This window comes from Yersinia hibernica, from assembly GCF_004124235.1.
In the GTDB taxonomy this organism is placed as follows: domain Bacteria; phylum Pseudomonadota; class Gammaproteobacteria; order Enterobacterales; family Enterobacteriaceae; genus Yersinia; species Yersinia hibernica.
Genome location: NZ_CP032487.1, coordinates 2,529,450 through 2,551,724, shown reverse-complemented (window position 1 = coordinate 2,551,724; position 22,275 = coordinate 2,529,450). Strand labels below are relative to the sequence as shown.

The window sequence follows — 22,275 nt, the reverse complement described above, 5'->3', positions numbered from 1 at the left end:
ATCTATTTGAATGGCGATAAACAATATTAAATTTGTTAAAATAAAAAACACCTTATTTAAAATAAGTAAAAACAAGGTATTAATGAGTTTCTTTTTTCAACCGTTATAACGTACTTTACTGGTAAAAATAGAATAATATGACACACTGTTATTAGCTCTGATTTACTATCATTGCTGTTATCGTGATTTACACATCAAACAGAATAAATAACAATAGATTGTTATAAAACAGTTGGTTACTCTAAAGTAGTTCTCCTAAAAATAGGCTGTAATCATGACAACACTTAGTGAACAAGCAGCACCTATGCTACATGACACTCAACTTGAGCAGCAAATTTTACGACGTTCGATTTTTTTTACTTTATTTATCGCCATCATGGGCATTATTTTCGGCATTATATGTGGATCGATGTCGATAATTTTTGATGGCATGTTCTCTGCTTTAGATGCCGGGATGTGCAGTTTATCTTTATTGGTTTCCCGGCTACTTGGTCAGCCAAATAGTCGACGTTTTCAGTATGGATTCTGGCATGTAGAACCGTTGGTCTTAGCTTTCAATGGCAGCTTACTGGCCTTCCTCTGTCTGTATGCTTTTGTTAATGCCATTAAAGGCATTATTGATGGTGGCCGCGAACTGGAGTTAGGGTGGGCAATTGTTTATGCGCTGGTGGTCAGTATTTTCTGTTTTACTATTTTCCTAAAACAACGTCGCCTAAATAAACGTGTTAAATCCGAGTTAATTGCGCTGGATACCAAAAGCTGGTTGATGTCAGCTTGTATCAGTTCAGCTTTATTAGTGGCGTTTTTACTTTCATGGAGCATGGAAGGGACTCGCTATGAACACTTGATTGTTTATACCGACCCTAGTGTGCTGGCTCTGTTAACACTGATATTGATCCCCGTTCCAATAAAAACCGTGATTGCCGCCGTCCGCGAAGTATTACAAATGACTCCAGATACATTGGATGCCTCCATGGAGAATTTAATGGATAAGTTAATGGCGAAATATCAATTTATTGATTATTCACATTATGCCACGCGTATTGGTCGGGGGTTGTTTGTTGAAATTCATGTGGTTATTCCACCAGAAATGGAAAGTCATGGTGTCTCCTATTTTGACAAAATACGTGATGAAATATCACAGGCGATTGGTGAGTCAGGCCCACACCGCTGGCTAACAATCTCGTTTACCCGTAATCCGAAATGGCTGTGAGGCAGGAAAGTAATGGGGCGGGTGACTTTATATGCACTAACCAAAGGTAATGAAAAAGATGATTGCTCAACGCCAGATAAAACTTAGCCTTGTTGATATTCCTCCAAGACTGAATGCTGCCACTAAAGTTGCGATAAATGACAGCACCATTGCGGCGCGTAAAGCTAAAATTATCGCCAATATGATTAAGGCTAACATTGATTATTTACTGGTTTATGCTGATAAGGAGCATGGAGGTAACTTTGAGTATCTCAGTGGATTTATCCCTCGATTTGAAGAGGCCGCTCTGGTGTTACATGTCACTGGGGAGGTCTATTTATTGTTGGGTAATGAGAGTTTAAAATTGTCTCAATATGCGCGAGTGAGTAATACAGCAATTCATGTCCCCTATTTTTCGCTGCCAAATCAACCGATGGATAATAGTAAAACGCTAGTTGAATTATTGGCAGAAACAAAAATCCGACAGGCCAAAAAAATTGGTGTTGTTGGATGGAAGCTCTTTACCAGTAAATTAGATGATAATAGTCAATTGTTTGATATTCCTAGTTTTATTCTAACGGCGATAAAGGAGTCTGTTGTATCATCAACTTTGGTAGTTAATGCCACCAGCCTATTTATTGGTAGTGATACTGCGGCTAGAGTGACCAATAATGCAAATGAATTAGCGCATTATGAATATGGCGCTAATCTGGCCTCTAATTGTATTCTTAGTGCATTAACTGCGGTAGATATAGGTGTAACTGAAAAACAACTAGGTGCTTGTCTGGCAGATGAAGGGCAGCCGAATACTGTTGTGATGATTGCTGCAACAGGTGAGCGTTTTGAAAAAGCGAATTTATATCCGAGTGATAAAACCGTGCAACTTGGCGATAAAGTATCATTGACCACTGGGTTTAAAGGTGGCTTAAGCAGTAGAACAGGTTATGCAGTCTCTCAAGCTGATGAACTGCCTGTGGCGGAAAGAGATTATCTCGACAAGGTTGCTATTCCTTATTACGCCACGGTTATTACTTGGTTAGAAAATATTCGTATTGGCATGTCAGGTAAAGAGATGTATGCGCTAGTTGAAGCTGTTTTCCCTAAGGCACAATACCATTGGTCTTTAAATCCTGGGCACTTAGTTGCGGATGAAGAATGGTTATGTTCGCCCATTTATCAGGGGTCGGAAGAGAAAATCCGTAGTGGAATGTTATTCCAAATCGATATTATCCCCTCAGTCAAAGGTTATGCGGGAGTGAGTGCCGAGGATTGCATTGCATTAGCCGATCAGCCGTTACGTGAATCTCTGGCCGCTGATTATCCTGATGTTTGGCAAAGAATACAAAAACGGCGTGATTATCTCCGCAATATATTGAATATTCACCTCAGTGAAGAAGTGTTACCGATGTCTAATACTGTGGGCTATCTACGGCCTTTTCTATTAGATAAATACAGTGCATTACAATGTTTGAATGAAGCATCGCATTAACATTTCTTCTGATGGTATTTTGTTTAATTGGGGGGCGATTTAGCCCCTTTATCGTGTAATGAACCCAGTTATGCTATCAGCCTATTACCCGATTTGTCCCCTTGCTGATATTTCATGCAAACTGGAGGCGATACTCTTGTCATCTTGTGGCATAATGCGCGCCGAATCACATTTTCTAGTATTCTGAATATCCCTATTCAGTCATCCAATCGAGAGCGAGCTCTGTGCTAAGTACTAACAATATCACCATGCAATTCGGCAGCAAGCCGCTGTTTGAAAACATTTCAGTAAAATTCGGTGGCGGTAATCGCTATGGTCTGATCGGCGCTAATGGTTGTGGTAAATCCACATTCATGAAAATTCTTGGCGGCGATTTAGTGCCAAGTGGCGGTAACGTATTCCTTGACCCAAATGAGCGCTTGGGTAAATTGCGTCAGGATCAATTCGCCTTTGAAAACAACACAGTGCTGGACACCGTCATCATGGGGCACGGCGAACTGTGGGAAGTAAAAGAAGAGCGTGACCGCATTTATGCCATGGCTGAAATGAGTGAAGAAGACGGCTATAAAGTGGCTGATTTAGAAGTTGCCTATGGTGAAATGGATGGCTATAGCGCAGAAGCCCGTGCTGGTGAATTGTTGCTTGGTGTTGGTATCCCTGTCGAGCAGCACTATGGTTTGATGAGCGAAATCGCTCCTGGCTGGAAGCTGCGCGTATTGTTGGCTCAGGCTCTGTTCTCTGACCCAGAAATTCTGTTACTTGACGAACCCACCAACAACTTGGATATCGATACTATCCGTTGGCTAGAGCAGGTTCTGAATGAACGTAGCAGTACCATGATAATTATTTCCCATGACCGCCATTTTCTTAATATGGTGTGTACCCACATGGCGGACTTGGATTATGGTGAATTGCGTGTTTATCCGGGTAACTATGACGAATATATGACTGCGGCGACTCAAGCACGTGAGCGCCTGTTATCTGATAACGCGAAGAAAAAAGCTCAGATATCTGAACTTCAATCTTTCGTTAGCCGCTTTAGCGCCAATGCTTCTAAGTCTAAACAGGCTACTTCACGGGCGCGTCAGATTGATAAAATTCAGCTCGATGAAGTTAAAGCTTCTAGCCGTCAGAACCCGTTTATCCGCTTTGACCAGGATAAAAAGTTGTTCCGTAATGCGCTTGAAGTAGAAATGTTGACTAAAGGTTTTGATAACGGCCCGCTGTTTAAGAACCTGAATCTTCGCCTGGAAGTCGGCGAGAAAGTGGCTATTCTTGGGCCAAATGGTATTGGTAAATCGACTTTACTGAAGACATTGGTCGGAGACTATGAGCCCGATACTGGCACAGTAAAATGGTCTGAAAACAGTAAGATAGGTTACTATGCACAGGATCATGCCAGCGACTTTGACATCGACTTGACCGTATTTGACTGGATGAGCCAGTGGAAACAAGAAAAAGACGACGAGCAAGCGGTGCGCAGTGTGTTAGGCCGTTTACTGTTTAGCCAAGATGATATCAAGAAGAAAGTTAAAGTGCTGTCGGGCGGTGAGAAGGGGCGGATGTTGTTTGGTAAGCTGATGATGCAGCGCCCGAACATTCTGGTAATGGATGAGCCAACGAACCACTTAGATATGGAGTCGATCGAATCCCTCAATATGGCATTGGAAATGTATGAAGGCACACTCATTTTCGTATCCCATGACCGTGAGTTCGTCAGTTCATTGGCGACCCGAGTGATTGAAATGACACCGAAGAAACTGATCGACTTTACCGGTAACTATGAAGATTACCTGCGCAGTCAGGGCATTCAGTCCTAATTTTCGGATGATATGCTAATAAAAAAGCTGATGTATTGATGACATCAGCTTTGCTGTTCACCGGCAGGGTTTCCCCCTGCCTTTAGTCTACTATGTGCTATCAGTGGCGCTTAACAGGCCCCTTTATCTTCCCAAACTTGACTCCAGCCGGTGCCATTACCGCTGGTGTCGGTGACTGTGCTATCACCTGGCACGGTTTCAGCAGAAACCCACCATTTGTTAGTATAAACACGCCCATCTTTACTGACGGTGGTCGGGTTACTGTAGATTTGTTGCTGCCAGGATGGCGCACTGCACTGCTGTACTGCGGCCGGTTTTGATGTGGTCACTGTTTGCAGTTCGTCTTTAGCCGTAGTGTCACATAGACCTTTATCTTCCCAAGCCTTACCCCAGCCAGTGCCGTTACCGGTAGTATCGGTTACCGCAGCATCACCAGGGACAGTGGCGGCAGATACCCACCACTTGTTAATGTAAACACGTCCATCTTTACTGATGGTAGTCGGGCTGTCATAGACTTTTGCCTGCCAAGATGGCATTTTGCACTGCACTATTTGTTCTGCTTGTTCTACTGGTTTAGTTTCTGTGATTTTTTCAATAATATCGCCATTGAGATATTGACTACCATCGTAACTCTCCAAGTATTCCCAATATTTGTTACTGGTTTGATTACTTGGGAAATACCAATATGAGCTGATTTTTAAGCGGAAATAATCACGGGAGTTAGTGGACTGATTATCGTACAGATAGAGCGTGCCAGGAACACCTTCAGGTGACTCACCATCCCAGTAATTAATATCCCCCTCTGCTTGGTAGCGCTGCTTGACTAATTCGTTATAAGCTTCACGTACGGATATATTTTCACCTGTGGTTTTCAATTGAGTCGAACTGGCCAGTCTGATGGCCATATTGTTACTATCTGTTATAGTCACTGGAATTGATAACATGGCATTTTGTAATATATTGCTCGGCGCTCGTAGGGTTATTTCCCTACCATTCTCTGCAATAACATCAACACCTTTTGGAATATCCCATTGGTAATTTAACGTTGATATATTGCGGTTTTTTACTTCTACGGAGACGGTAAATATGTCTCCTGCATTGACGGTATCAGGTACATGCACATCGCCGGTAATATTTTGTTGAGTTAGCGGGTAACGGTGGGCAATATTACTGTCTCTATTTTGCCAAATGGCCTGATCTAAGTAAGGCAGATTCATTGTTGTTAATTGAGCGCTGGTTTCTTTAGTTGGCTTTATTCCCCATTGCTGGAAAAACGGCATTAGATTAATGCCTGATACTCGGCTTGTTTCTAGCAAAAAACGTTGTTTTTTCTCATCATTAGTTTTTGGCTGTTCCGCTGTAGTAAGAGTGCGGTAACGATCGCCAAGGCGCTGGTAGAAATCTTTACCAAATGCCAAATCCAACTGCCAAAACATGCCTAAACGCACAAATACATCACCATCTTCATATTTTTTACCTTTGTTCTTCAAAAAGGTAGCAATATCATCCCAGCGTGAATCTGTTTCCATACGCGAAGTGCCGCCTAAAGCGCGCTGAACATATAAAGAGGTCAGGTTTACTGTGGTTTCAACATCACCATCAAAAGTCCATGCCGGCATTTGGTAATGATGACCCAGCTCATGCCATGGCCCCCAGCCCCCATTTTGTAACATGTTGGCATTAATCACTTCCGGAATACCCGAAGCGTTAGCACCCAACCAGTAATCAGATGCTGACATATAGCCATTTGTCTTATCTGGTTTGCTGACAAACTGATATTGGAAAGGTGTCGCGCGATGAGGGAAAGCTTTGTCAGAGCTGAGTCCGTACTGCTCTTCGGCAAGGTCAACAATGCTGTCCCACAAGACTAAAACAGCCTCAGGGTCAGTCGCACTTTTACGCATGTGTTCAATCGGCATAGTGAGGATCATGCGCTTACCGACTAACTCGGCGAAAGGAGAGTTGCCAAAATGGGTTAACTGCGCCTGCCAGTCCTCAGCGGTATTTTCACCCAGAATAAAGCGAGGCATAGGCATGCCACCCTCTAGCAGATTAATGGTGATCTCACTGCTACCTTGTTGGTTAGCTGCCACAAAATAAATAGGGCCAGCATGCTCAACCTGAATCTCGTTAATGCCCTGTTGTAGCTTTACGACCTGGCGTTTAAAACTTTCTTCATCGCCTATTTTGACAGGCACAATCCACAGCTCTGGCAATGCATCAATATCCTCCCCCTGATGTTGGTACTCAATGCGCAGATTGTCACCTTTATTGGCCCAAAAGCCGCTAGATTGGGTTGGATGAGTAAAAAAGTGACGCTTTTGTTGCTCACTCCAATACACTGGCGAGCCATGCTGAAGCAAGTGAATTTGCCGCGATGCTTCAGCAACATGATGGCTGTTTGCCACTTTTGCTCGCTGAACTGACATATTAGTGGGGATATCTGAAACAGTGGCAGATAAGGTAGTTGAGAAGCCCAGAGACAATAATAGACTGAGGGCAATAGGTGTAGTGCGTAAAACAGGATGCAACATAAAGCTATCTCCGGATAGCATTCAACTTCAATAAGACGCAGATGAAGATTGAATTAAGTTAAGAATGAATTCGCGAGTAAATATTCTATTACATCAAATCTTAACGCAGCTATGGGGCTAATGCGGAATTCAAACAAGTCGAAAAAGGTCATAGATATTAATGACAAATAAGGCCGCAAGCCCCCTTATTTATCAAGAATAAGAAACAATGTACAACCCTTAAAAATATCCAATTCAAAAAATAAGAGGTATTAACCCCGCAATAATTTAATAAAATTGATAAGCAGGGGAAGGAGTCAAATAATCGAGGGCGCAATCAGCGAAATACACTATGCATCGGTGCTATAAAATAGGCTTGCCAGCAACCTCAGCCAATACACTATTACTACAAATTTCGCACTGAGGGTCTTTTGTCAACTTCAAGCTACGAAATTCTGCTGTCATCGCATCGTACATAAGTATGCGGCCAGATATTAATTGGCCATAATCAGTCAGTAATTTTATCGCTTCCATGGCCTGTAAATTGCCAATAATACCCACCAATGGAGCCATAACTCCCGCCTCAACACAGGTCAACATATTATCGCCAAACAATCGGCTTAAGCAGCGGTAACAGGGTTGACCTTCCTGATATGTAAAGACGCTAACTTGCCCCTCCATGCGAATTGCTGCACCCGAAATTAGTGGCTTACGTTGGGCATGACACAGGCGGTTAAGTTGCTCACGGCTGACGACATTATCAGTACAGTCCAACACCAATTGATGCTCCGCTATAGCACTAGCCAACTGCTCATCATCTAATTGAGTATCAATAGTTTTTAGTGCCAGATTGGGATTCATCTCTGCCAAAGTCATGGCCGCAGAGGCCACTTTTGACATGCCAATACGAGCATCGCGATGCAGAACTTGCCGTTGCAAATTGGATAGCGAAACCGTGTCAAAATCCAGCAGTGTAAGATGGCCTACACCTGCTACTGCCAGATATTGTGCCGCCGCACACCCGAGGCCACCTAAGCCAACAATGAAGACTTTGGCTGCGTTGAGTTTTTCCTGCCCGTCAAAGTCAAACCCGCGTAAGACGATTTGCCGGTTATAACGCAGGGTTTGTGCATCAGAAAGTTCGGGCAACATATTGGCCTCCCAGTAATTTATTGTTCCAACAATTCATTAATTAAGTAGGCCATTAAATAACTCTATTTCAACTGTTTCACCGATATCTACTGAACCCCGCTCCCGCTCGAGGACGATGAAACAGTTGGCTTGGCTAAATGAGCTGAAGACGTGTGAACCTTGATGACCCGTAGTGCTGACTTCCAGTTCGCCATGAGCATTGGTTGAGAAAACCCCGCGTTGGAAATCCAAACGGCCCGGCGTTTTTTTCAACGTTGTTATCGCTTTTGCTTTCAACCGTAATGGCGGATGCCATGCCAAGTGGCCGGAAAGCTTAGCAATAAGAGGTTGTACTAATTGATAAAATGTCAGTGTCGCGGAGACTGGGTTACCCGGTAGGCCACAGAACCAGGCATGATTTAATTTGCCAAAAGCAAAAGGTTTACCGGGTTTTATCGCTAACTTCCAGAAACCAATATCACCCAGTTCTTCCAGCATCTGCTTGGTGTAATCCGCCTCGCCAACTGAAACTCCGCCGCTGCTGATGACCAAATCAGCAGCAGTATCAGCTTGTTCAAATGCCTGGCGCAATGCTTGTTGATCATCACGAATGACACCCAAATCAATAATTTCACAACCTAACTGTTGCAACATCAAACGAACCGCAAAACGATTAGTATCGTAAATCTCCCCTTCACCCAAGGGCTGTCCGACCGGTTTTAGTTCATCGCCAGTCGAGAAAATGGCGACTTTCAATGCACGAAAAACAGTAACCTCGGCAATACCTAATGATGCTAACAGTGGCAGCTCAGCTACGCCCAGTTTGATACCCGCGGGAAAAACCGCCGCTCCTTGCTGGATATCTTCACCAGCCAGCCGGATATTTTGCCCTGCATGGATACGGCCATTAAAAGTGACACCTTGCTCACTCACAACTGCTTGTTCTTGCATGACGACAGCATCGGCCCCTGCCGGAATAGGGGCACCTGTCATGATACGAATACAGCTATTGGCGGGCCATTCATCTTTAAATGGCGCACCTGCAAAAGCTTTACCCGCCACCGGTAAAGGCATTGTGCTGCTAAGCTCATTACAGCGCACAGCATAACCATCCATGGCCGAATTAGCGAAAGGTGGTACGGCAATCGGTGAGGTAATTGCATGGGCTGTGATACGCCCCGCAGCATCTGTGAGAGCGATGGTTTCCGTAGATTGTAATGGTGTGACCTGTGACAGCATTTTAGCCAGTGCTTGTTCCAGAGAGAGTAAATCCGAGGTATTACAGTTATCCATGCTGAACTCCGTGGTCTGAAGCACCGTCGCCAGAAGTGATAACGGGTGCAGGGCAATAATCAAATAAGAGCGCCATTATGGCAGAGATTGCCATGCGGGTGAATTGATGGGAGGCAAAGAGGTCGCAGTCTGATAGTGTCTTGAGTTCTAGCGCTCTTTTTTATCGGTATTTGCTTTTACCAAGCAAAACAGGAGGGGAACATGGACTATCAAAAAATTCTTAAATTCTGGTTTAGCGAGATAGAACCGGAGTTGTGGTTCAAAAAGGATGAAGATTTTGATGCTGATTTACGTCAGCGTTTTGGCGCTTTTTGGCAAGCGGCCTCTAAAGGGGAATTGGCACATTGGCGACAGAATATTGAGGGGCGTCTGGCTGAAATAGTGATATTGGATCAGTTCAGCCGAAATATATTCCGGGATTTACCCAGCTCTTTTTCCTGCGATGGTATGGCATTGGTGCTGGCACAAGAAGCAGTCAGAAGTGGTCAAGCGGATCAGTTATCAAATACGCAGCGTGGTTTTCTCTATTTACCCTTTATGCATTCAGAATCCCCATTAATTCATCAACAGGCATTAAAGTTATATACCGAATTAGGTAATGAGGTTCAACTGGATTACGAATTGCGTCATAAAGCAATTATTGACCGCTTTGGCCGATATCCCCACCGCAACCTTATTCTCGGCCGTGTATCCAGTGCTGAAGAACAAGCTTTTTTACTCCAGCCAGGGTCAGTATTTTAATCCCAAAAGAGTCGAGTAATAGTTGCCAGCGATATATCTGCACTGGCGACTATTATTGCTTTGGCAATCAGCAGTTTTGTCGCTATGTTCACAAAAAAGTTCTTATCCAGAAGTCGAAACGACATTTTTATCTGTTTGGCATCACAGGATGATTTAAGGTTTTTCCTAAACTGCAGTCTCCACTATAACGTTGATTGAAACGCTATTGTTACCAATATATAACAATCTAACAATATATAAATGGGAACTCAGTATCTGAGGTTTTTCAGCGCTGAGTTTATGTTGGCATGGACGTTTAACGATATGGCAGATGTATCAATATGGCTGAAACAACATCATTAGAGACGAGTGAATCTTCACAATCAGCACGCCTGACAGAGCAAGCAGATACACGGCAGAGAATCCGTGCCATTGTTGGAGCATCCTCTGGTAATTTGGTTGAATGGTTCGATTTTTATATTTATTCGTTCTGTGCTCTCTACTTTGCGCCGCTTTTTTTCCCTAGTGATAATCCTACGACCCAGTTAGTACAAACAGCGGGTGTTTTTGCGGCTGGTTTTTTGATGCGGCCAATTGGTGGCTGGCTATTTGGATATATTGCCGATAAACATGGACGTAAACTCTCCATGCTTATCTCCGTTTATATGATGTGTGCTGGCTCATTAATGATTGCTTGCTTGCCAACTTATGCCTCAATTGGCAGCCTGGCACCTATTTTGCTATTAGTCGCTCGCCTATTCCAAGGATTATCCGTCGGAGGGGAATATGGCACTAGTGCCACATATATGAGTGAGGTCGCCGTGAAAGGGCGCAAAGGTTTTTATGCTTCCTTCCAATATGTCACATTGATAGGCGGCCAATTATTGGCATTATTGGTGCTGGTTTTGCTACAGCAAACCTTATCATCAGAAGTATTACACAGTTGGGGTTGGCGTATTCCTTTTGTGCTCGGGGCGCTGCTAGCTGTGGTTGCACTATATTTACGCCGCTCACTAAATGAAACTTCGGATGAAAAAACACGCAGCAAAAAAGATGCCGGTAGTTTAAAAGGGCTGTGGAAAAACCGGCGTGCCTTTATTATGGTCTTGGGCTTCACTGCCGGTGGTTCGCTTTCTTTTTACACTTACACCACTTATATGCAGAAATATCTGGTAAATACAGCTGGGATGGATGTAAAAACGGCCAGCTTGGTGATGACCGCCGCGCTATTTATTTTCATGATAATCCAGCCGTTATTTGGTGCATTATCCGACCGTATTAGTCGGCGCACCTCTATGCTGACATTTGCATTATTATCAATGCTATTGACCGTCCCAATTCTGCATGCACTAAAAGATGTGACTAGCCCTTATATCGCCTTCATGTTGATTGTCACCGCGCTGATTATTGTCAGTTTCTATACTTCCATCGGTGGATTACTGAAAGCAGAAATGTTTCCACCCGAGGTTCGGGCGCTAGGGGTTGGTTTATCTTATGCTGTCGCCAATGCTATGTTTGGTGGCAGTGCCGAATATGTGGCGCTTTCACTCAAGTCATTTGATATGGAAAACAGCTTCTTTTGGTATGTATCGGCAATGTGCTTCCTGACATTCCTAGTTTCCCTAAAATTACATCGTAAAGGGCAAGAGGTTGATTTGTAAAATAAATGATAAACACTGATAATATACTACTGAAGCTACAGCAATATGGTTTCAGTAGTTATTGGCTATATAATTTTGGATGGTAGCCAGCAAATGCCCAGTCCCACAACATGTATCATTATATCCGTCAGAATGTTTGCGATTTATAATATGGTCATGGGGGCAACCACCATGACAAATAGAAAACCACCGGCAATACTGCATTTTTTGAGTAGCTGCTTTTTCCTCACCGACGGCTTGTTGATTATGGGATGAGAGGGCTAAGAGGTCGGCTAAATCTGTATGCAGTAATGAACCATAAATACTGTTTTTATCACTTTAGTTATATAAGATGTCCATCTTTCATGTTTATTACTCTGTTTCCATAAGTGGCAGCATCATTTGAATGCGTGACCATAATAATGGTCGTGCCATTTTCATTTATATATTTTAATTGCTGAAGTACCGCATGGACATTTTTGCTGTCTAAATTTCCAGTGGGTTCGTCAGCTAAAAGTAATTCGGGTTTAGATACCATTGCCCGGGCAATGGCCACTCGTTGTTGCTGACCTCCTGATAATTGTATTGGTTTATGATTTTTTCGGTTATCAATATCGAATAGATTTAAAACATGATTTACTCGTTCAATACGATCTTTTTTGCTGACACCACGATATTTAAGAGGTAAAGCAATATTATCAAAGATAGATAAGTGGGGTATAAGATTAAATGATTGTAAAATATACCCTATTAGCGATCTTCTTATAATGACTTTCTGTGAGTGGCTCAAGTTCGTGATTTCTTGCCCCGCGATAGCTAACGATCCACTATCCAAGTTATCAAACATGCCAATGATATTGAGCAGTGTCGATTTACCTGATCCTGATGGACCCATGATCGAAACAAAATCCCCTTTTTCTACAGAGAAATTAAGATGGTTAAGAACCTTGGTTTTTATTGTTTTAGTGATATAACACTTTTCAGCATTTTGTATTTTTAGCATGTTATTTAAACTCGATAATATCGTATTCATTATTGTTATTATCAGGAGGAATAACAATCTGTTGTCCTGCTATTAATCCTGCCGTGACTTCTGTTTTTAGCCCGCGTTTTCGTTTGATATCTATCTTTGACTTAATGGCTTGGTTTTTTTCTGACTGGTAAATATAGATGAAGCTGTTACCATTTTTTTCCGAGATAATACTTTCTGTTGGTACTAGTAATGCAACATTATTATCTTCTTGTAATGATATTTTTATTTCAATTGATTGCCCTCTTTTAAGGCGGGAGATGCTATCTTGATACGGTATTAATTTAGCTTTAAATTTTCCATTTTCAACAATACTAGAGACTGATTCGATAAGAAGTGGGATCTCTTGGCCATTTATTTGTGAAACAATATGGCTCTGAGGTATTATCTTATCGAGATAATACTCACTAAAGTAAACATTAAAATAATATGATTCTAAATTATCTATTACCGCAATTTTTTCTCCAGACTTTATCTGCTGACCCAACTCAATATCCAAAACTGATAATGTGCCATCTATAGGCGCAGTTATCACAAGCTGGCTCATGCTCTCTTCTGTCATTTTCATCATTCTCTCAAGTAATGAAATAGAGTCCTCAATGCTTCTAAATTGTGAGGGCAATGTTTCTTTGTTCTTATCATTATGTTCGCGCAATATATCTAGTTTTGTTTGCCAATTTTGTAACATATCGATTTGATTTTCTAACTCGGATTTTGTAATCATTGATTTTTTATCAAGAATCTGATGCTTTCTTAACTCTTTTGATATGACCGTTGTCTGATGTTCTGCTTCTTGTAATCTTATTTTTGTATCTCGATTATCTTGTGAAAGTAGTATTTTCATATTATGAAGATTGTTTATTTTTTCAGCGATACTCGCTATTCTGGATGTCGCTTCCAGCATAAAATCATAGTTCGACAATTTTGCAATAACATCGCCTTTAGTTACTGTGTCAAAGGTTTGTTTTGTAATCTCAATGACTTTTCCACCATGCTCATTTGAGATGATTATGCTCTCCTTGGGTATTGTAATCGCCCTGGTAATCAGTAATTCTTGATATACCTCAGGGGTGATTATATGAAAAGTAACATCTTCGCGAGAAACGAGTAAAGTGCGTTGAGTTGTTGATAAGTAATAAATAGAATAAAGACTGCCGATAAGCAGTAATAGAATGCAGATAATGACCAATTTAGCATTTTTATTTATAAATCTTCTTTGTTCAATTTTTGTATCCATAAATATTATTTGTTTTTCCCGATTTTTAATATCTTATTGCTAAAGATAAGTGTGATAGTCATCATGACAATGATACTTAAAATGAAACTAAAGAGTGCGCTGGTAGCATAAATATAAGATACGCCAGTAACCCAATGGTACTGATTTAGCCAGTGGCGCAATAGTAAAAGACTGATAGGAAGAGATATTCCTGCGGCTATTATTATATGAATTAGGTTATGTTGTATGAAAAATATTATATTGGTATAAATAGAACCACCAATTGACTCCATTATCTGCAATGTCTTATTTAGCCGTTTTGCTTCAGCCATGCTAACTATAACTGTGCTTATTATTATCAATACAATTGAAACTGATGTGACTGTGTTAATGGTGTTTTTTATTAGATTTTCATTGTTAAAGTGTTCTTGATGCAAGTTACGGACTGATTTTATTTGTTCTGGGCTGATATGATAGTATTTTAAGATTTTCTCTGCAGTGCCAAGATCGCTTAGGTTATTTAGCTTGATTGCTGCATAACGCTGAACACCATCTTGAATAAAAATAATTAATGGAGAAGGTGCCTCATCTCGATCTGCAAGAAAAAAATCATCAACTATGCTTAGGATTCTCACTGTCTGTAGTGAGCCATTTTCGTTAATATAGAATAAGTTGTTCAGTACCTGTTCATATGTATCTAGCCCCATTAATGCGATAAAAGACTTAGTGGCAATGGCGTGATGTATATTACTGTCGGTACTCGGTACTCGGTACTCGGTACTCGGTACTCGGTAGTATTAGGTTTTCATTTCCAGAAAGTGTTTTTATCCCCCATGTTTTAATAAAACTCTTATTTACATTAAGAGTATTAACTGTAATGAGTTTGTCTTTTTCCTGTTGATTGTTATGGTATACCGAGGTTTTATTTATTGACATATCAAATGGTCGCCAACTGCTCATTGCGATGTCGTCTATGTTAATTATTTCATTTAATTCATTTTTTAACCTATTTATTAATGTTTGCGATTTTAGCTCATCAGTTAATGCAAATGTCATAATGTTTTCTTTTTCATAACCAAAGTTATTGTTCTGCATGAAATGCAGTTGTGTCATTATGCCAGCCCATAAGTAAATAATGGTTCCTGCAACGATAATTTGTAATAAAATATGAGGTTTTGCATGCAAGGTTGTTGAGTGTACATATCACTGTAATAGGTATTTTTAGGGCGAGTGAGAGTAACCAAAAATAAAGTATGAGTAAGTAAAATAGTGATATAAGTTGCAGATAAGGTAATAGAGAATGCAGTTAATAAGTCTCGGCTACCTTGAAGGAGTATAATTTCTCTAGCACTATCAGATAGCTGTATCAGTGATGTTAAAGTGAAAAGGACTAATAGCAACATAAATACAGTTTGTAGTGTTGCAATGAAAAATGATTCTCTCAACAGCTGATATTGAGAGGCCCCTACAGCTTTTTTCACATAGAAACTATTTTTCTTATTTTTATTAATTAGGCTATTAATACTAAAGAAGTTCATGGTGGTGGTTAAAAAAACAAATAAACCAGAAGTATATAAAAAAATTAAATGTGTAGTTGAAATAACTGAGCTTATCTCATCTGGCAGGGCATTATCGTAATGGATATCAGCAATATTACGGACAGATAATTGAATAAATTCTTCGGGGCTAAAGGGGGCTCCCGGGAGTTGGGGCGCGTATTGTTTAACGTGCGAGTTCAATTGATCGAGGTCTGGTTCATTACCCGGCTGCATAGTGATAAAAAGATAGACATGGGTATCATACCAATCGTGCCTTTATCATGGTAACCCGCTATTAATTCTGGAGAAAATATGATGAAAGCTCCAGTTTTAAAGCGACTGGATTTATCGAGATCAAGCACATCCTTAATAAGAAATTGCCCTCTATCACCTAATGTAATGATATGCCCTTGCGGATTGTCTAACTGAAGATATTGGCGATTAAACTCTGGGGTAATAATAATTTCATTATGCGTCAGATGAGGTGGTTTTTGTTGTAACGGATTGATTGTATTAAAGAAATCATCACTTACTGCATAGATATCAACATTTGAATGTGTTCTACCGTTAAATTGTAAACGGGTAAAAATACGTACAATAGAATCCACCCGCTTGATATTTCTGTCATTCTTTAATACAGCCGCGAGTGGTAAGGGGGCTTGTGCAGATTTTATTTCATCGCCATTAGGTAGATTAAACTGTGTTTCTATCCGATAAATATCTTTGTAGTTGTCATGCTGCTTTTCAATACGATAATCAGTTAAATAAAGAAGTAAAACAAAAAATGATGAGATTAATCCAATAGCAGTTACGACTATCGCTAATAGGTTTGATATTGGGTTGATTTTCAAATCATCGAAAAATTCACTTGTTAGCATATAGAAATATCTCACTGGTTTTAATAAAGTCTAGTGATATTATTATTGGCGTTTTTTGCTGTATCATATCAATGTATATGATGTTTCCATTATGGTAGTTAGCTGATTAATTATTGAGGTTAAGATGCTAATAAATGCACCTCAACCCATTGTCATTAAATTATTTTTTATTGTGAAAAACTTTTTGACCAATTCCATGCGGTTATTTTATTATTGAAATTACTGTTTGTTAGGTGTGCAATATCATCGTTACTTATAGTGAATGTATTGTTCTTAAATGATTTTTCTAAAGATTCCAACTTGGCTTTTAATATTATTAAATTGGCGTTTTTTGTTTTCTCATCGTGTTGATGTAAAGTGTGCATATAACTCTCAATTTTAATGATTTCCTTTAGATGTGACTTAATGCTGAACAGCATTAAGCTATTTACTTGTAATTCTTTTCTCCAATTTTATCAATGTTTTTTTCGCCATGTTAGTTGTAAGATTTAAACTATTAATTATTCAAATAACAGGTTGTGAGTTATTGGCATAATAGGTCAAATTCTGGTGTTTGCTATATAATAAAAAGCCCCCGAAGGGGCTTGAGATTATTATTGATATATCTGTTAGCGCTATATTTATTACCGATGTAAATATTCCGCATGGAAGCGCAAGTGATCTTCAATAAATGTCGCTATGGTGAAATAGCTATGGTCATAACCCGGCTGAATACGAAGAGTCAGCGGCCAGTTATGCTGGCGTGCTAGCTCGGCTAATTTCGCTGGTTGCAATTGGTCAGCAAGGAATTGATCCCCATCCCCTTGATCCACCAACATGGGCAGTTGAGTTTGCGCATGTGCGAGTAAATGGCAGCTATCATATTGTAACCATTGGCTTTCATCCGCGCCTAAATACGCACTAAAAGCTTTGCGGCCCCACGGCACCTGGCAGGGGTTAACTATGGGCGCAAAAGCAGATGCGGATTGGTATAGCTGTGGATTTCGCAAGGCCAACATCAATGCGCCATGGCCGCCCATTGAGTGACCACAGATAGACTGCCGGCCACTGACACTAAAGTGCTGGCGGATTAGCGCGGGCAATTCTTGGCTGATGTAGTCGTACATATGAAAATGTTCAGACCAGGGAGCCTGTGTTGCATTGAGGTAGAATCCTGCCCCTTGGCCTAAATCATAGCCGTCATCATTAGCAACCTCATCACCGCGCGGGCTGGTATCCGGCATCACCAGAACCAATCCTAGCTCCGCGGCAACCCGCTGTGCACCTGCTTTCAATGTGAAGTTTTCATCATTACAGGTCAGGCCCGATAGCCAATAAAGCACCGCTGGTGGATTATCATCCCGCGGTGGGGGCAGATAGATGCTGAAGGTCATATTGCAATTCAGGCTGCTGGCGGTGTGGCGATAGCGCTGCTGCCATCCACCAAACATCCGGTGCTCTTCGAGAAGTTCAAGTGACGTATTCATGCTTTGTCTGCCTCCTTGCTTTACTTGTTGGGGGATGAATGGTTTTGTGACGGCTTATCAAAATGAATCACTGTACGAATAGATTTGCCTTCATGCATTAAATCAAAGGCTTCGTTGATGTGATCCAGCCCCATGGTGTGTGTAATGAAATCATTCAAGGCAAATTTTCCATCCAGATATTGCTGCACAATTCCGGGCAATTCTGAGCGGCCTTTTACCCCACCAAAAGCAGAGCCGCGCCAGACTCGGCCTGTTACCAGTTGGAATGGCCGTGTTGAGATCTCTTCACCAGCCCCCGCGACACCAATAATCACGGATTCGCCCCAGCCTTTATGGCAGCACTCTAAAGCTGAGCGCATAACATTGACGTTACCAATACATTCAAATGAGAAATCCACGCCGCCGTCGGTCAACTCGACAATGACATCCTGAATAGGTTTATCATAATCTTTTGGATTGATCAGGTCAGTCGCCCCCAGTTTGCGGGCCAGCTCGAATTTGCTGGTATTTAGGTCGATGCCAATAATCCGACTCGCACCCGCCATTTGTGCCCCGATGACCGCAGACAAACCAATGCCACCCAGCCCGAAGATAGCCACGGTGTCACCGGGTTTTACCTTAGCAGTATTGATAACCGCCCCCATGCCGGTGGTCACGCCACAACCCAGCAAGCACACTTCTTCTAATGGCGCTTCTTTATTGATTTTTGCCAATGATATTTCTGGCACGACGGTCAGTTCAGAGAAAGTTGAAGTGCCCATGTAATGGAAGATAGGCTGGCCATTTTTAGAAAAACGGGTGGTGCCATCGGGCATTAAACCTTTGCCTTGGGTGCTGCGGATTGCCTGGCATAAATTGGTCTTACCCGAGCGGCAGAATTTACATTCGCCACATTCTGGTGTGTACAGCGGGATAACATGGTCACCTACCGCCACACTGGTTACCCCTTCACCAATAGCTTCCACAATTCCACCGCCCTCATGGCCCAGAATCGCCGGGAATACCCCCTCGGGATCTTTGCCTGACAGAGTATAGGCGTCAGTGTGACATACCCCACTGGCGACAATGCGCACCAACACTTCGCCTTTTTGCGGCGGCATCAAATCCACTTCTTCAACGGATAGCGGCTGGTTCGGGCCCCATGCGACTGCGGCGCGAGTTTTAATCATCTCCATGGTGTTGCTCCTATAGCTTCTGCGTGATGAGTGTTATATAAATATATTGTTTATGTATCATATATGTTGCAGGTGATCTTTCGTGATGGCAGCAAACAGTATTGTCTGAATTATGGTGCTGCTAGCGGCTCCATCACTGAGTTTCAATCTGTTCCATGATAAGTTCCTTAAGCGCGCGAACATTCGGGCTAAAAGCATCTTTACGCCAAATGAGCCAGGTTGCTGTCTCGGCAATTTCTGCTGGCAGATGATGGACTTGCACTCGCTGGTGACCGGGCAACAGGGCCAATACTGAATGTGGGATTAGCGCCAAGCCAGCACCACTCGCGACACAAGCTAGCATGGCGTGGTAGGACTGAATTTCCATGATTTGCCCGGGTAGACAGCCCGCCTGGCGGAACCAATTTTCCAGTCGCAGTCGGTATGAACAACTCGGACGAAAGGCAAACAGGGTTTCATCCACGGCATCTCGGGCTTGCACAATCGCCGGGTGATCCAGACAGGAAATGATAACTAACTGCTCTTCGAAAGAACGGCAGCCGTGCAGTTCATCATGTTGTACTGGGCCATCGACCAGTGCGGTTGCCAGTGTTCCGGCCCGGACTTGTTCAATGATTTCACCCGATGTCCCGGTTATCAGTGATAAAGAGACTTTGGGATAGCGCTGGTGGTAGGCCGCGAGCAAGTTGGGCAGGCGCGTCGCTGCCGTGCTTTCCATTGAGCCGAGTGGAAAATTGCCCGCGGGTTCACCGGCATGAGTAATGCTCAGCGCCTCTTCGCTGAGCGCCAGAATGCGGTTGGCATAGCACAGGAAATTATGGCCCATGGGGGATAGGCGTAGGCGCTGTTTTTCACGAATAAACAGGTCTGCGCCTAACTCAATCTCAAGCTGGCGCAGGCGCGTTGTCAAATTTGACGGAACGCGGTGCATTTGCTCCGCAGCTCGGGCAACAGAGCCGGTTTCTGCGACGCAGCAAAACATGCGCAGCTGAGTCAGATCCATAATATTCTCTTTTCGTGATGAACTTGGTGAGTATTATTCATTTTTTGTGATTCTAATGCTCGGGCATGATATTCGCAACTTTCTTTTAATCGGCCGGCAGCGCAATACGCTGACAGCAATACACGGGCAGGGCAGATGGCATTAAGAATTGCATTAAGTGGTTTTCTGGCATTAGTGGTGGCCATGGGGATTGGCCGCTTTGCTTTCACTCCCCAAGTGCCGCTGATGATTGCCGAACATCAATTCACCCTGACTGGGGCCGGGCTGGTTGCGGCGTTTAATTATCTGGGATATCTGTTTGGCGCGTTTGATGCCATGCGGGCTAGCCGCCATGTCGAACGCCGTTTGTGGCTAGGGCTATGGGGCGCGGTAACTTTAACGTTGTTATCGGCGGTCGTCGATGGGGCGTGGTGGCATGGAATCGTGCGGTTTGCTATTGGTTGGGCCAGCGGTTGGTCGATGGTGCTGATTGCCGCCTGGACAAATGAGCGGCTGGCGCATTTTGGCCGCCCGGCGCTGAGTGCGGCGGTCTTTGCTGGGCCGGGGGCCGGTATATTCATCAGCGGCATGCTGGCAGTTCTCATCCATAGCTATGGGTTATCGGCTAGTGAAGCCTGGCTGGTGTATGGCACATTGGCGTTGATTATCATTGCCGCCATTAGTATTAATTTACCGCGCAGTGGCGAGTTACATCGCCCACATATTGCTGCGCTGCCATTAATCTTAACACCGGCTCTGAAGCGGCTCGTGTGGAGCTACAGCCTGGCCGGATTTGGTTATATCTTGCCGGCGACCTTTTTATCACAGATGGCGACTGCTCGCTTTCCGGATAGCTTATTTGCCCAATTTGTCTGGCCGGTTTTTGGTGGGGCCGCGGTGATTGGCATCATTATTGGGATTCTGACGCGCCATTGTCTCACCGCGCAAACGCGGCTGGCATTGACATTGTGGGTTCAGGCGCTGGGGGTATTGTGTGCCGAACTGGTGCCGGGAGTCAGTGGGTTGGCGTTAGGGGCATTACTCACCGGCGGCGGGTTCCTCAGTGTGGTGCAACTTTCACTGCAGCATGGCCGCGAACTGGCACCTGAACATACCCGCTATATGGCTGGTTTGCTGACCACTGGCTATGCTATTGGGCAGTTGGTTGGGCCAATATTATCGGCGATTTCTACCACATTAGCCCACCGGCTGGAGCCAGCTTTGTATGTGGCGATAGTGGCACTGATGATTGCCGGTGCTTTAGTGATTAAAACCCCCGCGCGAGCGCGTGAAATGCTCACCAATGCCGATGCCACAGTTTCATCATGATAAAAACAACAATAGCAGATGAAGAACAATCATTGGCTATCAAGAACAATCACTGGATAATCATTTTGCTCTCAACTAAAGTGGGGAGCAAAATCTGAGCGTGATCTGCATCATGTTTATCCGGCTCAGATACGTACGCCTGTTGGAGAAAAGAATGTCATCGCTGAGTAAAGAAGCTGAGCTGGTTCATGAAGCACTGCTGGCCCGTGGCCTTGAAACCCCATTGCGCAAACAAGAATTAGATGCTGAAACCCGCAAAATCCGGATTCAGGAACATATGACGCAAGTCATGCAATTGTTAAACCTTGATTTATCTGACGATAGCCTGGCTGATACACCAAGGCGTATTGCCAAGATGTATGTTGATGAGATTTTCTCCGGACTGGATTACGAAAATTTCCCCAAAATTACCCTGATCGAAAATAAAATGAAGGTCGATGAAATGGTTACGGTGCGGGATATCACCCTGACCAGCACTTGCGAACATCATTTTGTGACTATTGATGGTAAAGCGACCGTGGCGTATATTCCGAAAGATAGCGTGATTGGTTTATCCAAAATCAACCGTATCGTGCAGTTTTTTGCGCAGCGCCCCCAAGTTCAAGAGCGGTTGACACAGCAAATTTTGTTGGCGTTGCAGACCTTATTAGGCACAAATAATGTCGCGGTTTCGATCGATGCAGTGCATTATTGTGTCAAAGCACGGGGGATCCGTGATGCGACCAGTGCCACCACCACCACATCTTTGGGCGGGTTATTCAAATCCAGCCAGAATACTCGTCAGGAATTCCTGCGCGCTGTTCGCCATAATAGCTAACGTCACGACGGCGAATTAGCCTTTTGCCCGTGGGCACCAATGGGTG

General features: G+C 43.0%; 20 protein-coding genes and 1 pseudogene. 7 read left to right on the top strand and 14 right to left on the bottom strand.

Annotation, left to right across the window (positions count from 1 at the left end; genetic code table 11):
• Nucleotides 1–274: 274 nt before the first annotated feature.
• The 3 genes from D5F51_RS12045 to D5F51_RS12035 all read left to right on the top strand — a co-directional run bounded on the left by D5F51_RS12045 (nucleotide 275) and on the right by D5F51_RS12035 (nucleotide 4,501).
• Nucleotides 275–1,213: a cation diffusion facilitator family transporter gene (locus D5F51_RS12045; RefSeq protein WP_129197009.1), complete on the top strand. Its 939-nt coding sequence runs from the start codon at nucleotides 275–277 to the stop codon at nucleotides 1,211–1,213.
• A 49-nt stretch (nucleotides 1,214–1,262) separates the two neighbouring features.
• Complete coding sequence (locus D5F51_RS12040) at nucleotides 1,263–2,681, top strand: M24 family metallopeptidase (RefSeq protein ID WP_162301733.1); 1,419 nt, start codon at nucleotides 1,263–1,265, stop codon at nucleotides 2,679–2,681.
• 224 nt (nucleotides 2,682–2,905) lie between these two features.
• Nucleotides 2,906–4,501: an ABC-F family ATPase gene (locus D5F51_RS12035; protein WP_129197003.1), complete on the top strand. Its 1,596-nt coding sequence runs from the start codon at nucleotides 2,906–2,908 to the stop codon at nucleotides 4,499–4,501.
• Nucleotides 4,502–4,611: 110 nt separating this feature from the next.
• Here D5F51_RS12035 and D5F51_RS12030 read toward each other — a convergent pair whose 3' ends face one another.
• The 3 genes from D5F51_RS12030 to moeA all read right to left on the bottom strand — a co-directional run bounded on the left by D5F51_RS12030 (nucleotide 4,612) and on the right by moeA (nucleotide 9,438).
• Complete coding sequence (locus tag D5F51_RS12030) at nucleotides 4,612–7,035, bottom strand: M60 family metallopeptidase (RefSeq protein WP_129197001.1); 2,424 nt, start codon at nucleotides 7,033–7,035, stop codon at nucleotides 4,612–4,614.
• Between the two features lie 342 nt (nucleotides 7,036–7,377).
• Nucleotides 7,378–8,166, bottom strand: coding sequence for a molybdopterin-synthase adenylyltransferase MoeB (gene moeB / locus D5F51_RS12025; RefSeq protein WP_162301732.1), 789 nt, complete (start codon nucleotides 8,164–8,166; stop codon nucleotides 7,378–7,380).
• A 36-nt stretch (nucleotides 8,167–8,202) separates the two neighbouring features.
• Nucleotides 8,203–9,438: a molybdopterin molybdotransferase MoeA gene (gene moeA, locus D5F51_RS12020; protein WP_129196998.1), complete on the bottom strand. Its 1,236-nt coding sequence runs from the start codon at nucleotides 9,436–9,438 to the stop codon at nucleotides 8,203–8,205.
• Between the two features lie 201 nt (nucleotides 9,439–9,639).
• Here moeA and D5F51_RS12015 point away from each other — a divergent pair, with 201 nt between their 5' ends.
• The gene (locus D5F51_RS12015) at nucleotides 9,640–10,179 is read left to right on the top strand and encodes a DUF924 family protein (RefSeq protein WP_087769128.1); all 540 of its coding nucleotides are present in this window, start codon (nucleotides 9,640–9,642) and stop codon (nucleotides 10,177–10,179) included.
• 320 nt (nucleotides 10,180–10,499) lie between these two features.
• A complete protein-coding gene (locus tag D5F51_RS12010; protein WP_025377743.1) occupies nucleotides 10,500–11,819 on the top strand; it encodes an MFS family transporter in 1,320 nt (439 codons plus the stop codon).
• Nucleotides 11,820–11,870: 51 nt separating this feature from the next.
• Here D5F51_RS12010 and D5F51_RS12005 read toward each other — a convergent pair.
• The 11 genes and pseudogenes from D5F51_RS12005 to ptrR form a co-directional block, all read right to left on the bottom strand.
• Nucleotides 11,871–12,134: pseudogene (locus D5F51_RS12005) on the bottom strand (darobactin maturation radical SAM/SPASM protein DarE); the annotation flags it as partial.
• A 7-nt stretch (nucleotides 12,135–12,141) separates the two neighbouring features.
• A complete protein-coding gene (gene darD, locus D5F51_RS12000; protein WP_129196995.1) occupies nucleotides 12,142–12,801 on the bottom strand; it encodes a darobactin export ABC transporter ATP-binding protein in 660 nt (219 codons plus the stop codon).
• Nucleotide 12,802: 1 nt separating this feature from the next.
• Nucleotides 12,803–14,065, bottom strand: a complete 1,263-nt coding sequence (gene darC, locus D5F51_RS11995) for a darobactin export ABC transporter periplasmic adaptor subunit (protein WP_129196992.1) — start codon at nucleotides 14,063–14,065, stop codon at nucleotides 12,803–12,805.
• A 5-nt stretch (nucleotides 14,066–14,070) separates the two neighbouring features.
• Nucleotides 14,071–14,679 (bottom strand): hypothetical protein, encoded by a 609-nt coding sequence (locus D5F51_RS23005; RefSeq protein WP_425471822.1) that lies wholly within the window; start codon nucleotides 14,677–14,679, stop codon nucleotides 14,071–14,073.
• 112 nt (nucleotides 14,680–14,791) lie between these two features.
• Nucleotides 14,792–15,157 (bottom strand): hypothetical protein, encoded by a 366-nt coding sequence (locus tag D5F51_RS23000; protein WP_425471821.1) that lies wholly within the window; start codon nucleotides 15,155–15,157, stop codon nucleotides 14,792–14,794.
• Nucleotides 15,157–15,783 (bottom strand): hypothetical protein, encoded by a 627-nt coding sequence (locus D5F51_RS22995; protein ID WP_425471820.1) that lies wholly within the window; start codon nucleotides 15,781–15,783, stop codon nucleotides 15,157–15,159. Before D5F51_RS22995 ends, D5F51_RS23000 begins: the two co-directional genes overlap by 1 nt.
• On the bottom strand, nucleotides 15,780–16,460 hold the full coding sequence (locus tag D5F51_RS22990) for an ABC transporter permease (protein WP_425471819.1): 681 nt from the start codon (nucleotides 16,458–16,460) through the stop codon (nucleotides 15,780–15,782). The genes D5F51_RS22995 and D5F51_RS22990 overlap by 4 nt, the downstream gene beginning before the upstream one ends.
• 167 nt (nucleotides 16,461–16,627) lie before the next feature.
• On the bottom strand, nucleotides 16,628–16,825 hold the full coding sequence (darA, locus tag D5F51_RS11985) for a darobactin family peptide antibiotic (RefSeq protein ID WP_129196989.1): 198 nt from the start codon (nucleotides 16,823–16,825) through the stop codon (nucleotides 16,628–16,630).
• Nucleotides 16,826–17,083: 258 nt separating this feature from the next.
• Nucleotides 17,084–17,926 carry an S-formylglutathione hydrolase gene (gene fghA, locus D5F51_RS11980; RefSeq protein ID WP_129196986.1) on the bottom strand — a complete coding sequence of 281 codons (843 nt, stop codon included), beginning with the start codon at nucleotides 17,924–17,926 and terminating at the stop codon, nucleotides 17,084–17,086.
• 20 nt (nucleotides 17,927–17,946) lie between these two features.
• A complete protein-coding gene (locus D5F51_RS11975) occupies nucleotides 17,947–19,101 on the bottom strand; it encodes an S-(hydroxymethyl)glutathione dehydrogenase/class III alcohol dehydrogenase (RefSeq protein WP_162301731.1) in 1,155 nt (384 codons plus the stop codon).
• Between the two features lie 133 nt (nucleotides 19,102–19,234).
• A complete protein-coding gene (ptrR, locus tag D5F51_RS11970) occupies nucleotides 19,235–20,104 on the bottom strand; it encodes a putrescine utilization regulator PtrR (RefSeq protein WP_129196983.1) in 870 nt (289 codons plus the stop codon).
• A 135-nt stretch (nucleotides 20,105–20,239) separates the two neighbouring features.
• Here ptrR and D5F51_RS11965 point away from each other — a divergent pair, with 135 nt between their 5' ends.
• Both D5F51_RS11965 and folE read left to right on the top strand, forming a co-directional pair.
• Nucleotides 20,240–21,412, top strand: a complete 1,173-nt coding sequence (locus D5F51_RS11965; protein ID WP_129196981.1) for a YbfB/YjiJ family MFS transporter — start codon at nucleotides 20,240–20,242, stop codon at nucleotides 21,410–21,412.
• A gap of 154 nt (nucleotides 21,413–21,566) precedes the next feature.
• Nucleotides 21,567–22,229: a GTP cyclohydrolase I FolE gene (gene folE, locus D5F51_RS11960; RefSeq protein WP_050075194.1), complete on the top strand. Its 663-nt coding sequence runs from the start codon at nucleotides 21,567–21,569 to the stop codon at nucleotides 22,227–22,229.
• The last annotated feature ends 46 nt before the right edge of the window (nucleotides 22,230–22,275 follow it).